We start from the raw sequence: 16230 nt of genomic DNA, 5'->3' as shown, positions 1-16230 counted from the left end.
TATTCTAGCTTGGATCATACTCATCATAAACCAATTTCGTAACCTTCGTGGATTCTCCCTCTCTAATTTCTTCTTCTGAAGCATCTTTACCAAACAAATCAGCGTCATTAGAAGTGGGAGCTTCTTTAAATTCGGACTCTTTTTGTTTTCTTTTATTTTTTTCCATCACTGAGGTCCTCCATTAAAAGTAAAAGAGCAGGATGACCTGCTCTTACTTTATAAAATTATTGAACATAGCGGTCACGTCGCTGTACAGGTCCTTCGTCGCCAGGAGCAATATCCTGTTCATCTATAAAAGGTCTGTCACGCTCATCAAGATTATCAGGATAGTTATCGTTATAACGAGTAGGGTTATAATTCACATCAGCAGGTCCTTCATTTCTATCATTGTTATCTAAATTGCACGCTGCCAGTACTCCGGTAGAAAGAGCAAGGGACAATGTGATCATGGTCCATTTCTTTTTCATGTCTTGTCCTCCTTTTCTATAAGATTCCACTTTTTTAATATGTGTATTTTTTATTTAAATACTCATTTTTCAGTTGTAAAAAAGTGGGGCAGTACTTTTACTTAAGTAATAGCAGTACAGCAATTTTGATCATAAGATAGTTGTATGGTGCGCAGGTGGATTTTTAACCCGGGATTCAGGAGTTTGAAACAGAAAGATTTATACATCAGGTTTAAATTTAAGGAGGTCAGCATATGAAAAAAAGAGTGAGTTTTCCTTCCATACAAGAAATGACCTACGATGAGGCTGTGAATTTAGTTGATCGATTGAAAGCTGAACTAAATGCTGAAAAAGCAGAATTTGAAGAAATGATGCTAAAGAATAAGGAGTTAAAATCGGCCTTTCAGGATTTGAAAAAGGAAAAAGAAGAACTGGAGGAACAAGTACATCAATCCCTGGAAATATTAGATGAAGTTTTACAAGATTGAAAAGGGCCAGGGATGTAAAATAGCAGGGGGGAGGGATTGGGCAGTCTGGCATAGCTGGACTGCTTGTTTTTTTTGCTTTTTATTAGGTGGTGTCTCTTATATAAGCCCAAATTCCTATAAAATGTTAATAGAATGAAAAGCATACTGACACCCGTCCATTCCATTTTAAATACCATACATATATTAATACTGAGTCAAGAAGTAATAGTGAGTCTGACTTTTTGACAATATTTTATAAAGGAGTGAACAATATGAAGAGAAATACAGGATGCGGCTATGGTCATGATAAATGCCCGCCACTTCCGCCGAACGATGAGGCGAAATCCAGGAGCTTGTTTACGGAAACAGAACAATTAGCACATAAAGGCATGGAGGAAGTTAATGTCGTGCTTGGGGATGTTTATATTCAGTCATTAACTGAAGCTGATTTCTATCTTCCAACTTACGCAACAGCTATTAAAAACATTGAGAAAAATGTTTATTTGACTCAGTGTAAAGCTATTCCTGTTGTAGATAATCCGAAGTATGTAAAATTGTTTGTTGAGGGATATGTACACAAAAATATTCAATATGTGGAAGATTCATACGGAGTAGTTAAAGACTACAGTATTGATATTCCATTTAAAGCATATGACAAAGTCAAACTTGCTAATCCGGTAGACTTTCCATTTGATCTTGGAGGCTACAGCATTAAAGATAATGTTCTTCAATATAGAGAACTTGCCAAGGATGGAATGGGAGCGGACCGCTGTGAATTTGGTTCTCTAACTTACGAGCTTTACAATGAAAAAATTCACTGTAAGCTTCTTGCTTCTGCTATAAACGAAATCGATATTGTTAAGAATTTCGATAGATGCGGACGTTTTAACAAGGTAACAGAAAAAATGGATATTACCCTTGTTATTAAACTGTCTCAATTGCAACAGAAGAAGAAAAAGAAAAAGAAGAAAAAGAAAAAGCATGAGAATGGATGGGGAACGCCTCCAAATGGAGGGTGTCCGCCAGCAAAAGGAAACCACCCTCCTATGGATGGTAAATATCCTCCAATGAATGGAGACACACCGCCTGGTGGTGGTTATTGTCCACAGCCTCCTAAATGTCCTAAGGAAAAAAAAGTATGTCCTTTAGATTCGGCTCCTGCCGCTAATATGACATCCGCTAAAACTTTATTCCAAAGATTTGGAAGGTAAAAAAGGCAGTTGTACTATACTCCGAGCTAAGGATACTAATAAAATAGTGCCTTGTTCGGGGTTATTATATAAAAAATCGATACGAAGGAACTAAAAAGATGACCCAATGGCCATCTTTTATCTGTATTTATATGCCTTGTTTTACTTTAATAATAGACATATTGGTTTTGAAATAGGTCAATACATACTTCGGCTGTTCCTTGAAGAGAAATTTTTTGGTCTTTATTTTTAGGATAAGAAGAATTATGCCATGTGAATTGAATGCTCTTTACTTGATCCTCCAGTGGGTTTGCAAATTGCTGATAAAATTCATAGTGGGTAATTTCCTGCTGTTTGTCATGAGATGAAAACGTATATTCTTTTTCGTCAGAGGTCGAAAGTATAGGAGCGGTCTGCCACTTGACGTTTACCGTTTTGCTCCAGTGAATGGGTATTTTAACAGAATGGATAGTATTTAATTCTGAAGTACTAATATAATCTATGTCGGCCATCAGCACGCCGCTAAAGAAAACCTGGGAAGAGGGTAAAAGTACTTTAGCTTCAGCGGAGTCGAGAGACCAGTCGATGTTTAAAATTTCAACTATATCATCTGTAACATGGAATGAGTCCATTACGTCTAGATTAAGAGTAACATGGGACAACAATACGGGAGCTTTAACAATATAGGTATGTTCTTTAACGATTTGGTGATTAACCTTTAAACTTTCTGTCCTTTCCTCTTTAGACTCCTCATCAATAGTTGATGAATTTTCCAGTATTTTAGAGAACTCATCAGCCAGTGTTTGGCATTCACTGTTATAATGAAGGTTCTGCTCAGAAGAAGAGCTGGATGATTCATCTAAAGTATCGTCACCCATTCGTTCATAATGGTCACTGTGGTTATCTGTATTTGAAGACTCACTTAACATGGAAAAGAACTCGTCGTATAATGACTGATCTTTTTCGTTTGTAAAAGGACTATCTTCTTCTGGTGAATGAAGGGGAGAAGATACTTTCTCTGTAAAATCTGTCATTTCTTTTTGGGAAAAGTAATAATCCTTAAAACTTTCTTCCGATGATTCGCCTTCCATAGATGAAACCACATCTCTTAAAATCGAAAGCTTCTCTTCATGAAAGAAATCATCTCTTTTCTCTTCCAGGTCAGTTCTTATGTTGTTACTTGGAATAAATATATCTTTCGCCGTTAAGGGAGCATCCACTAATTTAAATAGATAATCATTCATTAGTGAACGCTCATTTTCTATCCTTTCTTTTAGGCGGGAAGATTTTAGTTCTTTTTCATTAGTCCTATTTTCTTTTTCGTTAGTTCTATCTTCTATTTTCTTTTGCGATTTCAGCTGGGGAGGAGGCAGAATTACGGGACGATGTATTTTCTTTTCTAAATTTGATGGTGTATAGATTTTATTTTTCCTGGATTCTGCCTTTTTTTCAACAGGGCTTTCTGCAGAAGATTCTTCCTTATAAGTGGTAAAGAAAGAACGCCTTCGGTCAGTCTGTTTATCCCAAGGTCTTCGAGAAAAGATACTGTCTCTTCTTATCATATATTCTCGAAAGGTGCTCTATTTTAAAGCATCCTTCCTCCCTCCTAACATTTTTAAAAATGATTGATTAATAATCAAGGCTCTCACATGATTCATAATCGTGGTCATGTTTATCATTAGTAGAAGAGGCGACACGAATTTGCTGATTTTGAAGAACTTTAAGAGAGATATCAAGCACCATTTTCTCTTCTACTTTTGTAAAGTACCCTTCGTTAAAAGGAGCGCTTCCCGGTAGAGGTTTTCGATCCAGTGCTTCATCCCATTCAATGATCTTACTGGAAATAAGCTCACAGAAAGGAAGTTCATTATAATATTGCTGGCTTTCCTGGTGGAATTGAGAAAGGTCGCTCGTCAGTAATTTATCTTTTTCAGGATAGCCAGTTGGAAGATGTTTGGAAACACCGAAATCAAACTCTTCACGGTTATTCAGTTTAGGCAATACAGGCATGGATAAGAAATCTGTTACTTCAGTTACACATTCGAAGGGAATATCAACAGTAAAAGAGTGTAAATCAGAGGCTACGGTGCACTCAGTGCTTTTCTCAATTTCACTTGATGGGCTGGCATATTGGATGTTCTTACGGACAAAACCTTTTACGAATAATTTATTAGTTGGAAGTAATAAGCGGCATTGAGTGAGATTTACCCTCTTTTTAATATCTTTGATTTCTAATACTGGTTCAGGGAAAGTAATCGTTTCATCTATGTTTAATTGAAGATTAAGTTCAGCTAATACAACAGGGACCTTGGTGATGATTTTCCCAATACTTACTTGTGGTTTGACTGGTGTATTGTCGCAACTGCATAAATTGGCTTTTCCTTTACAGTCATACCCTTTGGAATACTTATGAGAATCAGTCATTTTTTGATTTCCCCCTATACAAAATATACTCACATCGTATGTGGGATAAATGACTATGTCTGGGCTCTTATCTTGAAGATGAGATGTTTGGTGGCGATTCTCTTCCTATATAATAAAAAAGAACGTGTAAGAAAAAATATTTTGTTTTTAAATCTTATAAAAGAAAAACGTCCAGCTGCTTTTTGAATAAACTGTAGTATGTAAAAACACAACCGACGGGTGAAGTCGATTGTGTCCTGACTCTTAAAGAGCATCAATGTTAACTTGTTGGTTTTGCAAAACTTTGATAGTAAAGTTTAATGACATTTTTTCAACTAAATTGAAGAAGTATCCCTCATCTACAGGGCTATCTCCGAAGGAATGGCGGTCTGTTGCTTCATCCCATTCAAGAATCTGGCTTCGAATAAGTTCACAATAAGGAAGCTGATTATATTCTTGAGTACTGGTTTGGTGGAACTGAGAAATATCGCTTGATAGAAACTGATCTTTCTCAGGAAAACCTGTTCCTAAATTCTGCGCTCTAAAGAAATCGAATTCACTTCTAGTATTAGCTACAGGGAGCTGAACAGGGGAGTCCAATTCTACTGTCGTCACACATTCGAAAGGTACATTGACTGTAAGAGATTTGATTTCAGAAGAGACACACTCACCTCTTGAATGGGGACATGTTGTGGCGTATCGAATGTTTTTGCGTACATATCCTTTAATAAATAATGGGAAAGGACCATCGCTAAATTGATCATCATCACCTGTTGAAGTACGTGTCATAAGACGGCATTGAGTAATAATAACTCTTTTCTTAATATCTTTAATTTCTAAGACTGGATCAGGAAATGTAATATTTGCTGTCAGATGAGAAGTTACTGTAAATGCTCCTAATTCTACTGGAACTCTAATGGTGACATCGCCTGCAGGTGTAGTCGGTGTATCAACCGATTCACTTGTACATTGTTCAATAGAGGCAGACTCATTAAGGTTGACACAATTTTTATTATGCTTTTTCATTTTTTTTCCTCCTTTATATTAACCTCAATGTATTTTATGCAAACGGCTCTACTAAGCTTGGTCAAATGAATCAGTATAAACGTGGAAGTTATAAAGACTACAAAAATATGGGCTTTTTCAAATTATTTTATATGGGTACTTGCACAACTACTATTCCTGTGTGCATATCATTGACCATGAGGAGGGAGAAAATGAAAAGTAATAATATTTTTTCCGTTGATATTGGAAACAGCTGGTATAAAATACTGGCATCAGATGATGGTGAAATGGCTGATTATCAGATACCTAATGCCATTGCCCTTTTTGATGAAGAATTTTACGAGAAACCGTATGACGAAGAAGACATGGATTTAGAAGAGAGCTTAATAGTGGAAATAAAAAGCCCGACAGTTATTGATCGCCGTGAGATTTACTATGTAGGGAAATCAGCGATGATGCAGAAAAACGTAAGCTTAACTTCTTTCAATAATCAGAAAACAAATGAAGAACGTACTTATATTTTGCTTTATGCGGCCGCCGCTTATCATGCTTTACGCTCTAATCCTTCAATCACAGATATCAGCTATCACATCGATCAACTGGCAGTATCCCTTCCTACTACGCAATATAAAGAAAAGAAAGAAATTTTTAAACAGCGGTTAATGGGAGATCACACCGTAATCTTTCATAAAATGCCGGGTGTGAGTGCACCAAAAGAAGTCGTTGTAAAACTTCACGTGGAAGATGTCATTATCGGAGCTGAGGGAGCGCTTGCTTATGTGAGTTTAACCCGTGATATGGATTCCCTGTTGATTACGGACGATGCTCTTGTGAAAGACTCGAAGAAAGGGATCATCATTGGTGACCTGGGCGGTGACTCTGTTGACTTTGTAGGCATAAAAAATAATAAACCAGTGGCTTCCGTTGAGGGAGAAACATTCGGTATTAATCAATTCTTAGATAATATTATTCAGAAAGTTAATAAAAACGAGTTATACAGTTTTAATTCCAGGGCAGAGCTTGAAGAGAAGCTGGCAGCCGGACAATCAGAGTGGTATGTGGAACCGTTTGCCGGGGTGCGTAAAGATATTAGCAAGTATATTGTTCCACAGCTTCGTCTAATGGCTATAAAGTATTTAGAGCATTTTGACAGAGTTAGAAGCAGCTCGAATGAAATTAAAGGAGCAGCAAGGTATATCGCAGTTGGGGGAGCGGCTCAGATTGCGGAGAAACAAATAAAAGAAGCGGCTGTCAAATGGAATGAAAGGGGCCGTCCAATCGATCTCATGTTCCCCGAAGATATGGCGAAATTAAATGTACGGGGGCTGATGATTCTGTCAAAAATGAATTTATTCAGCAAACAGCAAAACTATGAGAATGAAAATAATTATGCTGTTACAACGAGCTAGAGGGTGAGGGAAATGTCACAAATCTTCAGCGACTATTTTAATGATACAGTTTTATCTCTTCCTGAAAACTTCATCGATGTAAAAACGGGAGAAACATTCGTCGTTTCTCCTAAAGTTATCGAAGAACTAAAGTACCATTCAGAGAATAATACACTGAAGCATCTTATTATTTCTGCGCTGCATGAATATTTTCATGGTGTTCCTGTACAAAATGGAGGGTCAAATGAATTATTATCCGAACTGTTAGCGATTAAGCAATTATTAAATAGTGGAAATAGAAGCAGTTTTCAGGTGCCAGCCTCATCTGCTCCAACACACGGATCCTCACAAAAGTTAAACATGAAAGAAATTGAGGATGTGCTTGATGCATTTTTGGGCTAAGAGGTAAAAAGAAGGCAACCCGGAAAAGAGGGTGCCTTCTTTTTTAGCTTAGAGTATAAAGCAGCAGAATTATAGTTTTACAGCGGGTAAGCAGGTAATTCCACAAAAGCATGAAAGATCAACATTAATGCATATGCCTGTGGCTATTAAATCACTTACACATTTGTTGTCAATTTGGTCACAGGCCGAGCTTTTATCATGGCAGTGTTTCTCATTTGAATCGTTTAAGTCGGATTTAAAATATAGCAGTTCAAGAACCGCACACTCATTCTTTAAATCCTTTAACCTGAAAATATGGCTTTCTATACACTTAAACCTGTGTTTTTTTGGTTTATAGGAATAAGTAGTAACCCCGGTTCCTTTAAACGGATCACAGCCACAATATAAAATAAAAGGTATAGTGTTCTTTTTGAACGTCTTTTCTTCTTTAAATAAATCATGGATCGATTGCTGGCAGGAAGTATCGCAGCCATGTCCCTTTTGTGCTTTTCTTTGGGCCTGTAGAATGGCTTCTAACACTTCCTCTACACAGTTTTTATAATGTTTGACTGGATGATGTTTTTCGTGTTTTTTTTCTTTGCAGCATTCTTTATAATCATCTTTCGATTCGTAAAAGCCGGAGCTTTCTTTTTCCCAATGATAAGAGCTGGAACTCTCTGTTAAATATTCTTTAAAACTCACAATGTTCCCCCCTCATATTATTTCTTAGCACATTATACGTGCAAGAATTTATTTCGTTTGAGGAGGACGCCTAAGGGTGTCTAATTTTTATTTAAAATTATATTAATAATGAGCTTCTGTCTCCTCCCTGCGCCCAGTGTCAGCTTACTGTTATTAGGCATACGCTGATTTAATGAGTACCCTAGGAAATTCAGTTGCCAGTTCAACAGAGAATAAGGGCTCTATTATGGAGACTGTGTTTTATAAGAAAATAATGAAACTCTATTTCCATTTAACTCGTATTTTAACTAATGGCAAATTGTATAACTGTAAATTTCTCTTGAAATAGGAGGAATGGGGCAAGGGGTATACATAAGATTAGTAAATGATAACGGGAAGGTTCTAACTGGGAGGGATCAAATTGATATATAAGTCAAAAAAAGACTGGTGGTTAGCTGTTATTTTGTGGGGAGCCCTAATCATGGCAATAAAAAGCGGTGTTCAATCTCTTTTCACAGAGAATCTCAATACTATGACAGTTGTATCCACTGTTTTCCTAACGTTGGCAGTTCCTCTATTTATTCTATGGCTATGGCTGACAGTAGCTTATATAATTGATGAGAAAGAACTAATCGTCATATACGGCCCTTTTAAAAAAAGGATCCCGTTAAATTCTATTCAATCGTTAAAGAAAACAATGAATCCAATTTCAAGTCCTGCTTTATCTCTTAAAAGGATAGAGATTATCTATGGACAACATAGTTCTGTCCTCATTTCGCCTAAAGATAGAGATGAATTTATAGAAAATATTAAAGAATGCTGTCCGGATGTGCGTATTATTAATTAAATAAGAGGAGAGGTTAAATGTTTAAAACAGAGAGGATTCACTTGCGTAAGGTAATGGAAAGTGATGCAGAGACTTACTACAGCTGGATAAACAATTTAGAAGTCATGGAGAATACCAGCCCGGAATTGGATGTTTACACATTAAATGAAACAGAACAATTTATAAAGAATATCGCCTGCTCGGATAAGTCGAAAAGTTATATGATTGAGCTCAATGAAAACAGCATGCCTATAGGGATCGTATCCCTCGTTAATATAGATTATAAAAATCGAAATGCAGAATGTATTATTGATATCGGGAATCAAAATTATTGGGGAAGTGGTTATGGCAGCGAAGCTATGGGCTTACTACTAAATTATGGTTTTAAGGAATTGAATCTTCATAAGATTTATTTAAGAGTGTTTTCATTTAATGAAAGAGCCATAAATCTCTATGAAAAACTCGGTTTTGATAAGGAAGGTGAGCTTAAAGAGCATCTTTTTAGAAACGGAGAGTGGCACGGGATTACGTGCTTAGCTATTTTTCAAACAAATTTTAATCTTAAAGGGGAAGGGAACAGATAAACAGGCAGCTGGGGAGGCCGAAGCTTATGTTTCCTTCCCTTTCTATTTACACTATAACAGAACGTATGTTCTAGGTCAATGGAATAAAAGAAAAGAAAGACATTTTATTATACATAGTAAAAAAGCAGGAGAAAACTATGATTATTTTTAATCCTATTCCTTTCTCTTTTAAAAAATTGGTAGTTATCCTCTATATAATAATGTCAGAATTTTCCGTAAAATGTAGATAATAAAGAAGGGAGGAAAAATATTGAAAAGAAAAATTGGTCTTTTGTTTGTCGTCCTTGTTCTTATGTTAACGATGGCTTTCCCAGCAGGAATTTTAGCCAAATCGCCGCACTTCCAAGAAGGGAAGGAAGCTTATGGTACAGAAGGAATGGTGGCCACTGCTCATCCTGAAGCTTCAAAAATAGGGGCTGAAGTTTTGAAAAAGGGAGGAAACGCAGTGGATGCTGCTATCGCAATTCAGTTGGCTCTTAATGTTGCAGAACCGATGATGTCAGGAATTGGCGGAGGCGGTTTTATGATGGTTTATGATGCCGGCGAAGAGGATATAACGATCATCGACAGCAGAGAACGAGCTCCTGCGGGTGCGACACCTGATATGTTTCTCGATGAAAATGGCAATGTGATTCCTTTCTCACAGCGTCATATCAGTGGAGATGCAGTTGGGGTGCCGGGAACGCTCAAAGGGTTAATGACTGCCTATGAGGAATGGGGAACGAGACCATTTAACCAACTCATCAACCCGTCGATTAAACTTGCTGACAAAGGGGTGGAGGTAAATGGAGTTCTTGCAGATGCAATCGCTGATAATCAGGAGAAACTAGCGAGGAGTACTGCAGGTGAAGTGTTCTTACCAGATGGTGAGCCGCTTCAGGAAGGAGAGCAATTAGTACAAAGCGATTTAGCAAATACTTATAAAAAAATACGAAAAGATGGAGCGGAAGCTTTTTACGAAGGTGAAATTGGAGAAGCACTTGCTGATACTGTTCAAGACTTTGGCGGAAGCATGACAGAGCAGGATTTGGATAACTATGAAATCTCTATAGATGAGCCGGTAACTGGAACATATAGAGGATATGAAATTGCTTCAATGCCGCCTCCGAGCTCAGGTGGTTTAACCGTTCTGCAAATGCTGAAAATGCTTGAAGGATTTGATATGAGTTCTTACGATGTTCAATCTCCTGAAAAATATCATCTGATGGCAGAGGCGATGCATCTTGCCTATGCTGATCGAAATACTTATATTGGTGATCCACAGTTTGTAAATGTACCGGTACAAGGCATGTTAAATGAGGAATATTTAGCTGAAAGACGTTCACTCATTGAATTTGGACAGGCAAATCAAAATGTCGAACCTGGGAACCCGTGGGCCTACCAGGATGGTGAATCGACAGGAACAGTCACACAGCAGGATGACAGAGAAATCGGTGAAACTACTCATTTCTCCGTTGCAGATAAATGGGGAAATGTGGTTACTTATACGACTACAATTGAACAAGTTTTTGGGACAGGTATTATGGTGCCGGGGTATGGGTTTATGCTAAACAATGAACTGACTGATTTTGATGCTGTCCCGGGCGGCCCAAATCAAGTCGAGCCGAATAAGCGGCCTATGAGCAGCATGAGTCCGACGATGGTATTTAAGGATGGTGAGCCATTTATGAGTGTAGGGTCACCAGGCGGAGCCACTATCATAACATCGGTTTTTCAAACCATTGTGAATGTTATTGATTATGATATGGGTTTAAAATCAGCTATTGAAGAACCGAGAATCTACAGTCCGACTTATCCTTCGATCCGTTGGGAAGAAGGGATTCCTGCTGATGCACGACAAATGATGGAACAGTGGGGACATCAATGGCAAAAGACTCCAGTCGATATTGGAAATGTTCAGGCTATTCGAATGCTGGAAGATGGCTCCTATGTAGGTGCCGCTGATTCAACGAGAGAAGGAACGGCCATAGGGTTAAACAAACCAGGGAAAAAGAAATAGCCCGAAGACACTTCCCTTCTTAAGGGAAGTGTCTTTTTTACTGGGGAATTGTGTATGCCTAGACTATTTGGAATAATGAACATATAAGATTACGGCAAGGAGAGCAAATAAATGAATAAAAAAGTTTTCTGGCAAAATATCGAGTGTTCTGGCAGAGAATACCTAACGCTAAAGAAAGAAAACTCTTCACTAATTGGAAGAGCTTCTGTTTTATGGGGGGCAAAGGAAGCTTCCGAACGCCTATCCTACATATTTAAAATGGATGAGGGTTGGACGATACAGAAAGTAAATATTTACTTACATAATAAAGAGTTAAATCTTGCGTCAAACGGTAAAGGAAAATGGACGTCAGGAGGGGAGGTATTAGTAGAAGGGGAAGGCACTATCGATATTGATCTGTCTGTAACCCCTTTTTCCAACTCTCTTCCGATCAATCGTTTTTCATGGAAGGAAGGGCAAAGTCGTACTTTTCCAGTTCTTTATGTGGACGGATTATCGTTAGAAGTAAAAAAACTTGAGCAGCAATACACTTATTTGGGAAAATTCCTACATGTACGAAGGTTTGAATATAAGTGTCGAGATTATAGGACAACAATTACAGTTGATTCAGATGGATTAGTAGTAAATTATCCTGGTGTATTTACTAGAAAATAATCAAATGAAATTTTTATATGTATTTTTCTCTCTATTTTCACATAACCTTCTATTAACCGATCAAATAGCAGGGAGATGAATGGTATGGCATTCACTTACAGTAAAATAGAATTGATCCAGGATTTACAGAAGGTTTTTGTGAAGCATAATGTTCAGTCCATACAAGTAAAAGAACCAGGAGCATTGTTTATAATAGAGGCTGATGGTTCGCTTAAAATAGGAGCCGGTGCGACAATCCGTGCTTTTGATTCAGCACCAGGGGACAAGCCGGCTAAGTTTAAGGTGATTAAAGGAAGTAAAGAATAAATATTTATCATTCACAACTAGATGAGTAAATTAGGCACAAGCTAAAGTCAGCTTGTGCTTTTTTTATGTCTTTTATAAATCTTCTTAAGTATTCATCTAATTTTCACAAAAGAAATTTATACTATATGGTGAACTGAAGGAGGTGGAATAATTGAGTATTCCTCCATATATGGTATTTAGGATTCTTGCTTTTCTTATGGCTGCTGCCGTATTTTACGCCCTAAACTCAGGGACAAATGAACAGAAAAAAGAATGGACGAGTTCTTTTCTATCGTTCATATCAACGGTTTTTATCTATATGTTTCTTATGAAATTCATTACCAACTATTCTATGCTTCTCGAATACCCTGGGGCTGTGGCTGCTTATCCTAGTGGGACATTGGAATTTTACCTCGCATTAATGGCGACGGCTGTCCACTACATAAAAACTGCCCGCCAGGAATATACTTCATCGTTTTTACAGGCCATGCTTCAGATGATGGCTGGTTCTCAATTCTTTTTTTACTTTTTTTTGAGGGTCATTGAAGACGATAAGGTCTGGGTGGAGCTGACGTTATGGTTTTTTATTTTTACAGGATCATTAATTATTCAAAAATATTATTTAGTACTTTGGCTCTTATGCATGATTGCCGCATCTGTCTTAAGTTTTACATACATAGTACCGGATGTGATGGCGATTCGCGTCCATAGTTTTTTCTACGTTATTTTAATTGGAGTATTTCTGTTTCTCTTATTAAAGCAAAGGGGGTTCTATAAAATTGGGAACTGATGTTACGTTATGGCTTGCCTTTGGGGCGGGCGTTATTTCATTTTTGTCTCCTTGTACTTTACCAATTTTCCCTGCATATCTGTCCTATATTACAGGTATGAGTGTCAAAGAAATACAGGGTGATAAGAGTATCAAGGTTAAACGTAAATTAATTATCCATTCTGTATTTTTTCTTTTGGGTCTCGCGTTGATTTTTATTGGACTCGGTCTGGGAGCTTCGTTAGTAGGCGATTTTCTTCAAGGTTTATTTGCTGGTAGTTCAGGGCTTCTTGTGCAAAGACTGGCAGGAGTTTTCATTATTGCCATGGGGTTATTTATTGCCGGCTGGCTGAACTTCAGCTGGTTAATGAAAGAAAAGCGGCTTTCTGTAAAACCTCAAAGGACGTTAGGTTACGCGGGGACTATCTTTGTAGGTATGGGCTTTGCGGCAGGTTGGACACCTTGTATTGGTCCTATCTTTGCTTCTATTTTAGTTATGGCCGCCAATGAGCCTGGAAAGGGGCTCCTTTATACTATTGCTTATGTAGTTGGTTTTGCTGTTCCTTTTTTATTGTTTACTTTTTTCATCGGAAAAAGCCGGGCAGTTGTCAAATACAGCGGGATCATCATGAAAGCGGGAGGGAGTCTTATGATTATTATGGGGCTTTTGTTATACACCGGGCAGTTAACCCGTATTTCAAACATGCTGCTTCGCCTCGTTCAGGATACGTGGTTTTCTAATTTAGGCTCAGTCTTGTTTCTATAGGAGGATAAATATATTATGAAAAAATGGATCATTGTTACATTGATTGTCGCTTTGTTTGGGTGGGCTGTTTATGATTATTTGGGAGAAGAAGATTCGGAATCACCAGTTGATCCCAACCCACCTGAAGGGGCACAGATGTCAGCAGAAGGAGATGGAGAGTCTAAGCCCTCTTCAGGTGTACAGGAAGGGGAGATGGCTCCTGATTTCACACTGAACACTTTAGCAGGGGAAAAGGTCAAGCTGTCAGATTATCGAGGGGAAAAAGTACTTATTAACTTCTGGGCTACATGGTGCCCTCCCTGTCGAGCTGAAATGCCTGATATGCAGAAGTTTTATGAAAATAATGATATAAAGATTTTAGCTGTTAATTTAACTGGAACCGAAAGCTCCCGTATGGATGTTGACCCGTTTGTACAGGAATTCGGTCTGACTTTTCCGATACTAATGGATCAGGATCTTGATGTTATGGGGCTTTACGAGATAGGGCCTGTCCCTACTTCTGTCTTTATTGATGCAGAAGGTAAAGTACAGTCTGTTATGCTCGGTGGAATGAATTATGATATGATGATGCAACGTTATGAAGAACTTTAGGAGATGAGGATTAAGCGATGATTCCGAAAGTTTTAATAGTGGAAGATGACGTTAAAATTTCTAATTTGATTAAACTTTACTTAGTTCGTGATAATTACCAGACTCTTCAGGCTTATGATGGCGAAGAAGCCCGGGATCTGTATTTAAAACATACTCCTTGTTTAATTATTCTGGATTTAATGCTCCCCTCATTGAGCGGAGAAGAGTTTTGCCGCTGGGTAAAAAGCAGTGAAGCACCAGAGGATCCCGCTGTCATAATGCTGTCAGCGAAAGCGCGTGTGGATGACAAAATTACCGGTCTGCGTCTTGGTGCTGATGACTATATGACAAAACCCTTCAGCCCCGAAGAGCTCATGGCCCATGTTGAAGCCGTCCTGAGACGCACAGGACGGCTTTGTCAAAAAATCGTTCATGATGGACTTATTATTAAACCTAGAAAAGGGGAAGTCTGGCTGAATCACAAGGAAATCAAACTGACTTCTTATGAATTTAATTTACTCTATCTTTTTATGGAAAATCCCGGCCAGGTATTTACACGTGAACAGCTCATGAACCATATTCATCCATATGAAGAATCAGAGATTTTTCCTCGATCGATTGACGCCCATGTAAAAAAACTGAGAAGGAAAATCGAAGAAGATTCCAGTCAGCCTGCACGTATTCTTACGGTAAGAGGAATGGGGTATAAATTTGCCCTTTAATAGAGTGAAACTCAGCATGCAGGGGCGGCTTACTCTTATTCATATCCTGATTTTAGCAGGTTTTATTTTATTCAGTGGCTTGATAATCTATCAATCTGCCTGTTTTTTAGTAGGCAACATTGAAGGTGTGAGGGGGGGCCGCCAGACAAGTTTTTCTGTTGAACTTCTTCGTTATTTCTGGGTAATCAGCGTATTTACAATTCTGGTAGGAAGCGTAATGTATTGGAAAGTCACACGGTCAATGCTACGGCCTATTGAGGATTTAAAAAAATCCGTTCAGGAGATTCGTAAAGGGTGCTTCCCGGCTCCTATGAAGGTGAACGGCAAACAGGATGAAATCAGTGAGCTGATCTCTCATTTCAATGATTTAAATTTGCAATTGCAGAGGAACGAAGAAAGTCGAAACCGTATGCTTAGTGATATATCTCATGAACTAAGAACACCTACTTCTAATTTAAAAGGTTATCTTGAAGCTTTAAATAAAGGGGTCATTGCAGGAAGTCCTGAGATTTATCAATCATTAGCTGACGAAGCGGATCGGCTCACAGATCTGCTCAGCCAAATTGACTGGATTAAAGAGTGGGACGGGAGCAAAGATAATTCTCCAATAACTCCGGAGAAAATAAAAATTGATGAAGTTATCCAGCGAGTAGCTCAATTGTTTTCATTAGAGTTTGAACGAAAAAATATTAAACTTGCCGTTACAGCTGAACCTGCACTCTTAATTGCTGATAGTCGTGGAATCCAGCAAGTCATTACAAACCTTTTACGCAATGCTCTTAGTTATTATGAGGGGGAAGGGGCAGTTACCTTAGTCGGGGAAATTCAAAAGAGTTTTTATGTGATTTCTGTAACGGGACCCGGGCAGCCTATACCGGAAGAAGAGCGTACTAGAATATTTGAACGTCTATACAGAATTGACGCTTCCCGTAACCGGCGGTCTGGAGGATCGGGCCTGGGGTTAGCTATTAGTAAAGAGATCGTTGAGCGTCACAGAGGCATTCTTGCATTAGAAACGGATGGTAATTTGCACCAGTTTATTGTAAAGCTGCCTGTAGCTGAATGATGAGAGGCGAACCATTTATCCTAAATAG

The 16230-nt window shown here is 38.2% G+C and carries 20 protein-coding genes; 14 read left to right on the top strand and 6 right to left on the bottom strand.

The window, feature by feature from the left end; all coding sequences use genetic code 11:
• Positions 1–4 precede the first annotated feature (4 nt).
• Both B7E06_RS21945 and B7E06_RS17880 read right to left on the bottom strand, forming a co-directional pair.
• Positions 5–166: a hypothetical protein gene (locus tag B7E06_RS21945; RefSeq protein WP_179133904.1), complete on the bottom strand. Its 162-nt coding sequence runs from the start codon at positions 164–166 to the stop codon at positions 5–7.
• A 58-nt stretch (positions 167–224) separates the two neighbouring features.
• Positions 225–467 (bottom strand): hypothetical protein, encoded by a 243-nt coding sequence (locus B7E06_RS17880; RefSeq protein WP_082235293.1) that lies wholly within the window; start codon positions 465–467, stop codon positions 225–227.
• A 233-nt stretch (positions 468–700) separates the two neighbouring features.
• Between B7E06_RS17880 and B7E06_RS17875 the strand changes: the two genes are divergently transcribed.
• Together B7E06_RS17875 and B7E06_RS17870 are read left to right on the top strand one after the other, a co-directional pair.
• Positions 701–934, top strand: coding sequence for a hypothetical protein (locus B7E06_RS17875; protein ID WP_082235292.1), 234 nt, complete (start codon positions 701–703; stop codon positions 932–934).
• Positions 935–1185: 251 nt separating this feature from the next.
• Positions 1186–2124, top strand: coding sequence for a CsxC family protein (locus B7E06_RS17870; RefSeq protein ID WP_179134087.1), 939 nt, complete (start codon positions 1186–1188; stop codon positions 2122–2124).
• 146 nt (positions 2125–2270) lie between these two features.
• On the opposite strand, the gene B7E06_RS17865 is transcribed toward B7E06_RS17870, so the two are convergent.
• From B7E06_RS17865 to B7E06_RS17855, 3 genes are all read right to left on the bottom strand, one after another.
• Positions 2271–3347 (bottom strand): hypothetical protein, encoded by a 1077-nt coding sequence (locus B7E06_RS17865; RefSeq protein WP_143414520.1) that lies wholly within the window; start codon positions 3345–3347, stop codon positions 2271–2273.
• Positions 3348–3732: 385 nt separating this feature from the next.
• A complete protein-coding gene (locus B7E06_RS17860; protein ID WP_082235290.1) occupies positions 3733–4527 on the bottom strand; it encodes a CsxC family protein in 795 nt (264 codons plus the stop codon).
• A 243-nt stretch (positions 4528–4770) separates the two neighbouring features.
• Positions 4771–5532 (bottom strand): CsxC family protein, encoded by a 762-nt coding sequence (locus tag B7E06_RS17855; protein WP_082235289.1) that lies wholly within the window; start codon positions 5530–5532, stop codon positions 4771–4773.
• 191 nt (positions 5533–5723) lie between these two features.
• Between B7E06_RS17855 and B7E06_RS17850 the strand changes: the two genes are divergently transcribed.
• Both B7E06_RS17850 and B7E06_RS17845 read left to right on the top strand, forming a co-directional pair.
• The gene (locus tag B7E06_RS17850; RefSeq protein ID WP_082235288.1) at positions 5724–6920 is read left to right on the top strand and encodes a ParM/StbA family protein; all 1197 of its coding nucleotides are present in this window, start codon (positions 5724–5726) and stop codon (positions 6918–6920) included.
• 12 nt (positions 6921–6932) lie between these two features.
• Positions 6933–7301, top strand: a complete 369-nt coding sequence (locus B7E06_RS17845) for a hypothetical protein (protein WP_082235287.1) — start codon at positions 6933–6935, stop codon at positions 7299–7301.
• Positions 7302–7370: 69 nt separating this feature from the next.
• Here the strand turns inward: B7E06_RS17845 and B7E06_RS17840 are convergent, their stop codons facing one another.
• Positions 7371–7982, bottom strand: a complete 612-nt coding sequence (locus B7E06_RS17840) for a CotY/CotZ family spore coat protein (protein WP_082235286.1) — start codon at positions 7980–7982, stop codon at positions 7371–7373.
• A gap of 400 nt (positions 7983–8382) precedes the next feature.
• Between B7E06_RS17840 and B7E06_RS17835 the strand changes: the two genes are divergently transcribed.
• From B7E06_RS17835 to B7E06_RS17790, 10 genes are all read left to right on the top strand, one after another.
• Positions 8383–8808, top strand: a complete 426-nt coding sequence (locus B7E06_RS17835) for a PH domain-containing protein (protein WP_082235285.1) — start codon at positions 8383–8385, stop codon at positions 8806–8808.
• A 17-nt stretch (positions 8809–8825) separates the two neighbouring features.
• Entirely contained in the window at positions 8826–9371 is a 546-nt protein-coding gene (locus tag B7E06_RS17830; protein ID WP_082235284.1) for a GNAT family N-acetyltransferase, read from the top strand.
• Positions 9372–9621: 250 nt separating this feature from the next.
• Positions 9622–11370 carry a gamma-glutamyltransferase gene (gene ggt / locus B7E06_RS17825; RefSeq protein WP_082235283.1) on the top strand — a complete coding sequence of 583 codons (1749 nt, stop codon included), beginning with the start codon at positions 9622–9624 and terminating at the stop codon, positions 11368–11370.
• A 111-nt stretch (positions 11371–11481) separates the two neighbouring features.
• A complete protein-coding gene (locus B7E06_RS17820) occupies positions 11482–12024 on the top strand; it encodes a putative glycolipid-binding domain-containing protein (protein WP_082235282.1) in 543 nt (180 codons plus the stop codon).
• 84 nt (positions 12025–12108) lie between these two features.
• Positions 12109–12330, top strand: coding sequence for a hypothetical protein (locus tag B7E06_RS17815; protein WP_082235281.1), 222 nt, complete (start codon positions 12109–12111; stop codon positions 12328–12330).
• A 151-nt stretch (positions 12331–12481) separates the two neighbouring features.
• The gene (locus B7E06_RS17810; protein ID WP_082235280.1) at positions 12482–13099 is read left to right on the top strand and encodes a hypothetical protein; all 618 of its coding nucleotides are present in this window, start codon (positions 12482–12484) and stop codon (positions 13097–13099) included.
• Positions 13083–13844: a cytochrome c biogenesis CcdA family protein gene (locus B7E06_RS17805; protein WP_082235279.1), complete on the top strand. Its 762-nt coding sequence runs from the start codon at positions 13083–13085 to the stop codon at positions 13842–13844. Before B7E06_RS17810 ends, B7E06_RS17805 begins: the two co-directional genes overlap by 17 nt.
• 15 nt (positions 13845–13859) lie before the next feature.
• The gene (locus B7E06_RS17800; RefSeq protein WP_082235278.1) at positions 13860–14435 is read left to right on the top strand and encodes a redoxin domain-containing protein; all 576 of its coding nucleotides are present in this window, start codon (positions 13860–13862) and stop codon (positions 14433–14435) included.
• A gap of 17 nt (positions 14436–14452) precedes the next feature.
• Positions 14453–15136 carry a response regulator transcription factor gene (locus B7E06_RS17795; protein WP_082235277.1) on the top strand — a complete coding sequence of 228 codons (684 nt, stop codon included), beginning with the start codon at positions 14453–14455 and terminating at the stop codon, positions 15134–15136.
• The gene (locus tag B7E06_RS17790) at positions 15126–16202 is read left to right on the top strand and encodes a HAMP domain-containing sensor histidine kinase (protein ID WP_082235276.1); all 1077 of its coding nucleotides are present in this window, start codon (positions 15126–15128) and stop codon (positions 16200–16202) included. The genes B7E06_RS17795 and B7E06_RS17790 overlap by 11 nt, the downstream gene beginning before the upstream one ends.
• Positions 16203–16230: the final 28 nt, after the last annotated feature.

It is taken from the genome of Halobacillus massiliensis, assembly GCF_900166625.1.
Taxonomy (GTDB): Bacteria; Bacillota; Bacilli; order Bacillales; family Halobacillaceae; genus Halobacillus_A; species Halobacillus_A massiliensis.
The sequence above is the reverse complement of the archived record's forward strand: the minus strand, read 5'-3'. Positions and strand labels throughout refer to the sequence as shown.

Bases quoted from the DNA above. Each gene is read 5' to 3' on its own strand.
- B7E06_RS17800 (WP_082235278.1), top strand. From the start codon at position 13,860: ATGAAAAAATGGATCATTGTTACATTGATTGTCGCTTTGTTTGGGTGG.
- B7E06_RS17870 (WP_179134087.1), top strand. From the start codon at position 1,186: ATGAAGAGAAATACAGGATGCGGCTATGGTCATGATAAATGCCCGCCA.
- B7E06_RS17830 (WP_082235284.1), top strand. From the start codon at position 8,826: ATGTTTAAAACAGAGAGGATTCACTTGCGTAAGGTAATGGAAAGTGAT.
- B7E06_RS17845 (WP_082235287.1), top strand. From the start codon at position 6,933: ATGTCACAAATCTTCAGCGACTATTTTAATGATACAGTTTTATCTCTT.
- B7E06_RS21945 (WP_179133904.1), bottom strand. From the start codon at position 166: ATGGAAAAAAATAAAAGAAAACAAAAAGAGTCCGAATTTAAAGAAGCT.
- B7E06_RS17820 (WP_082235282.1), top strand. From the start codon at position 11,482: ATGAATAAAAAAGTTTTCTGGCAAAATATCGAGTGTTCTGGCAGAGAA.
- B7E06_RS17875 (WP_082235292.1), top strand. From the start codon at position 701: ATGAAAAAAAGAGTGAGTTTTCCTTCCATACAAGAAATGACCTACGAT.
- B7E06_RS17795 (WP_082235277.1), top strand. From the start codon at position 14,453: ATGATTCCGAAAGTTTTAATAGTGGAAGATGACGTTAAAATTTCTAAT.
- B7E06_RS17860 (WP_082235290.1), bottom strand. From the start codon at position 4,527: ATGACTGATTCTCATAAGTATTCCAAAGGGTATGACTGTAAAGGAAAA.
- B7E06_RS17865 (WP_143414520.1), bottom strand. From the start codon at position 3,347: ATGAATGATTATCTATTTAAATTAGTGGATGCTCCCTTAACGGCGAAA.
- B7E06_RS17880 (WP_082235293.1), bottom strand. From the start codon at position 467: ATGAAAAAGAAATGGACCATGATCACATTGTCCCTTGCTCTTTCTACC.
- B7E06_RS17850 (WP_082235288.1), top strand. From the start codon at position 5,724: ATGAAAAGTAATAATATTTTTTCCGTTGATATTGGAAACAGCTGGTAT.
- B7E06_RS17855 (WP_082235289.1), bottom strand. From the start codon at position 5,532: ATGAAAAAGCATAATAAAAATTGTGTCAACCTTAATGAGTCTGCCTCT.
- B7E06_RS17815 (WP_082235281.1), top strand. From the start codon at position 12,109: ATGGCATTCACTTACAGTAAAATAGAATTGATCCAGGATTTACAGAAG.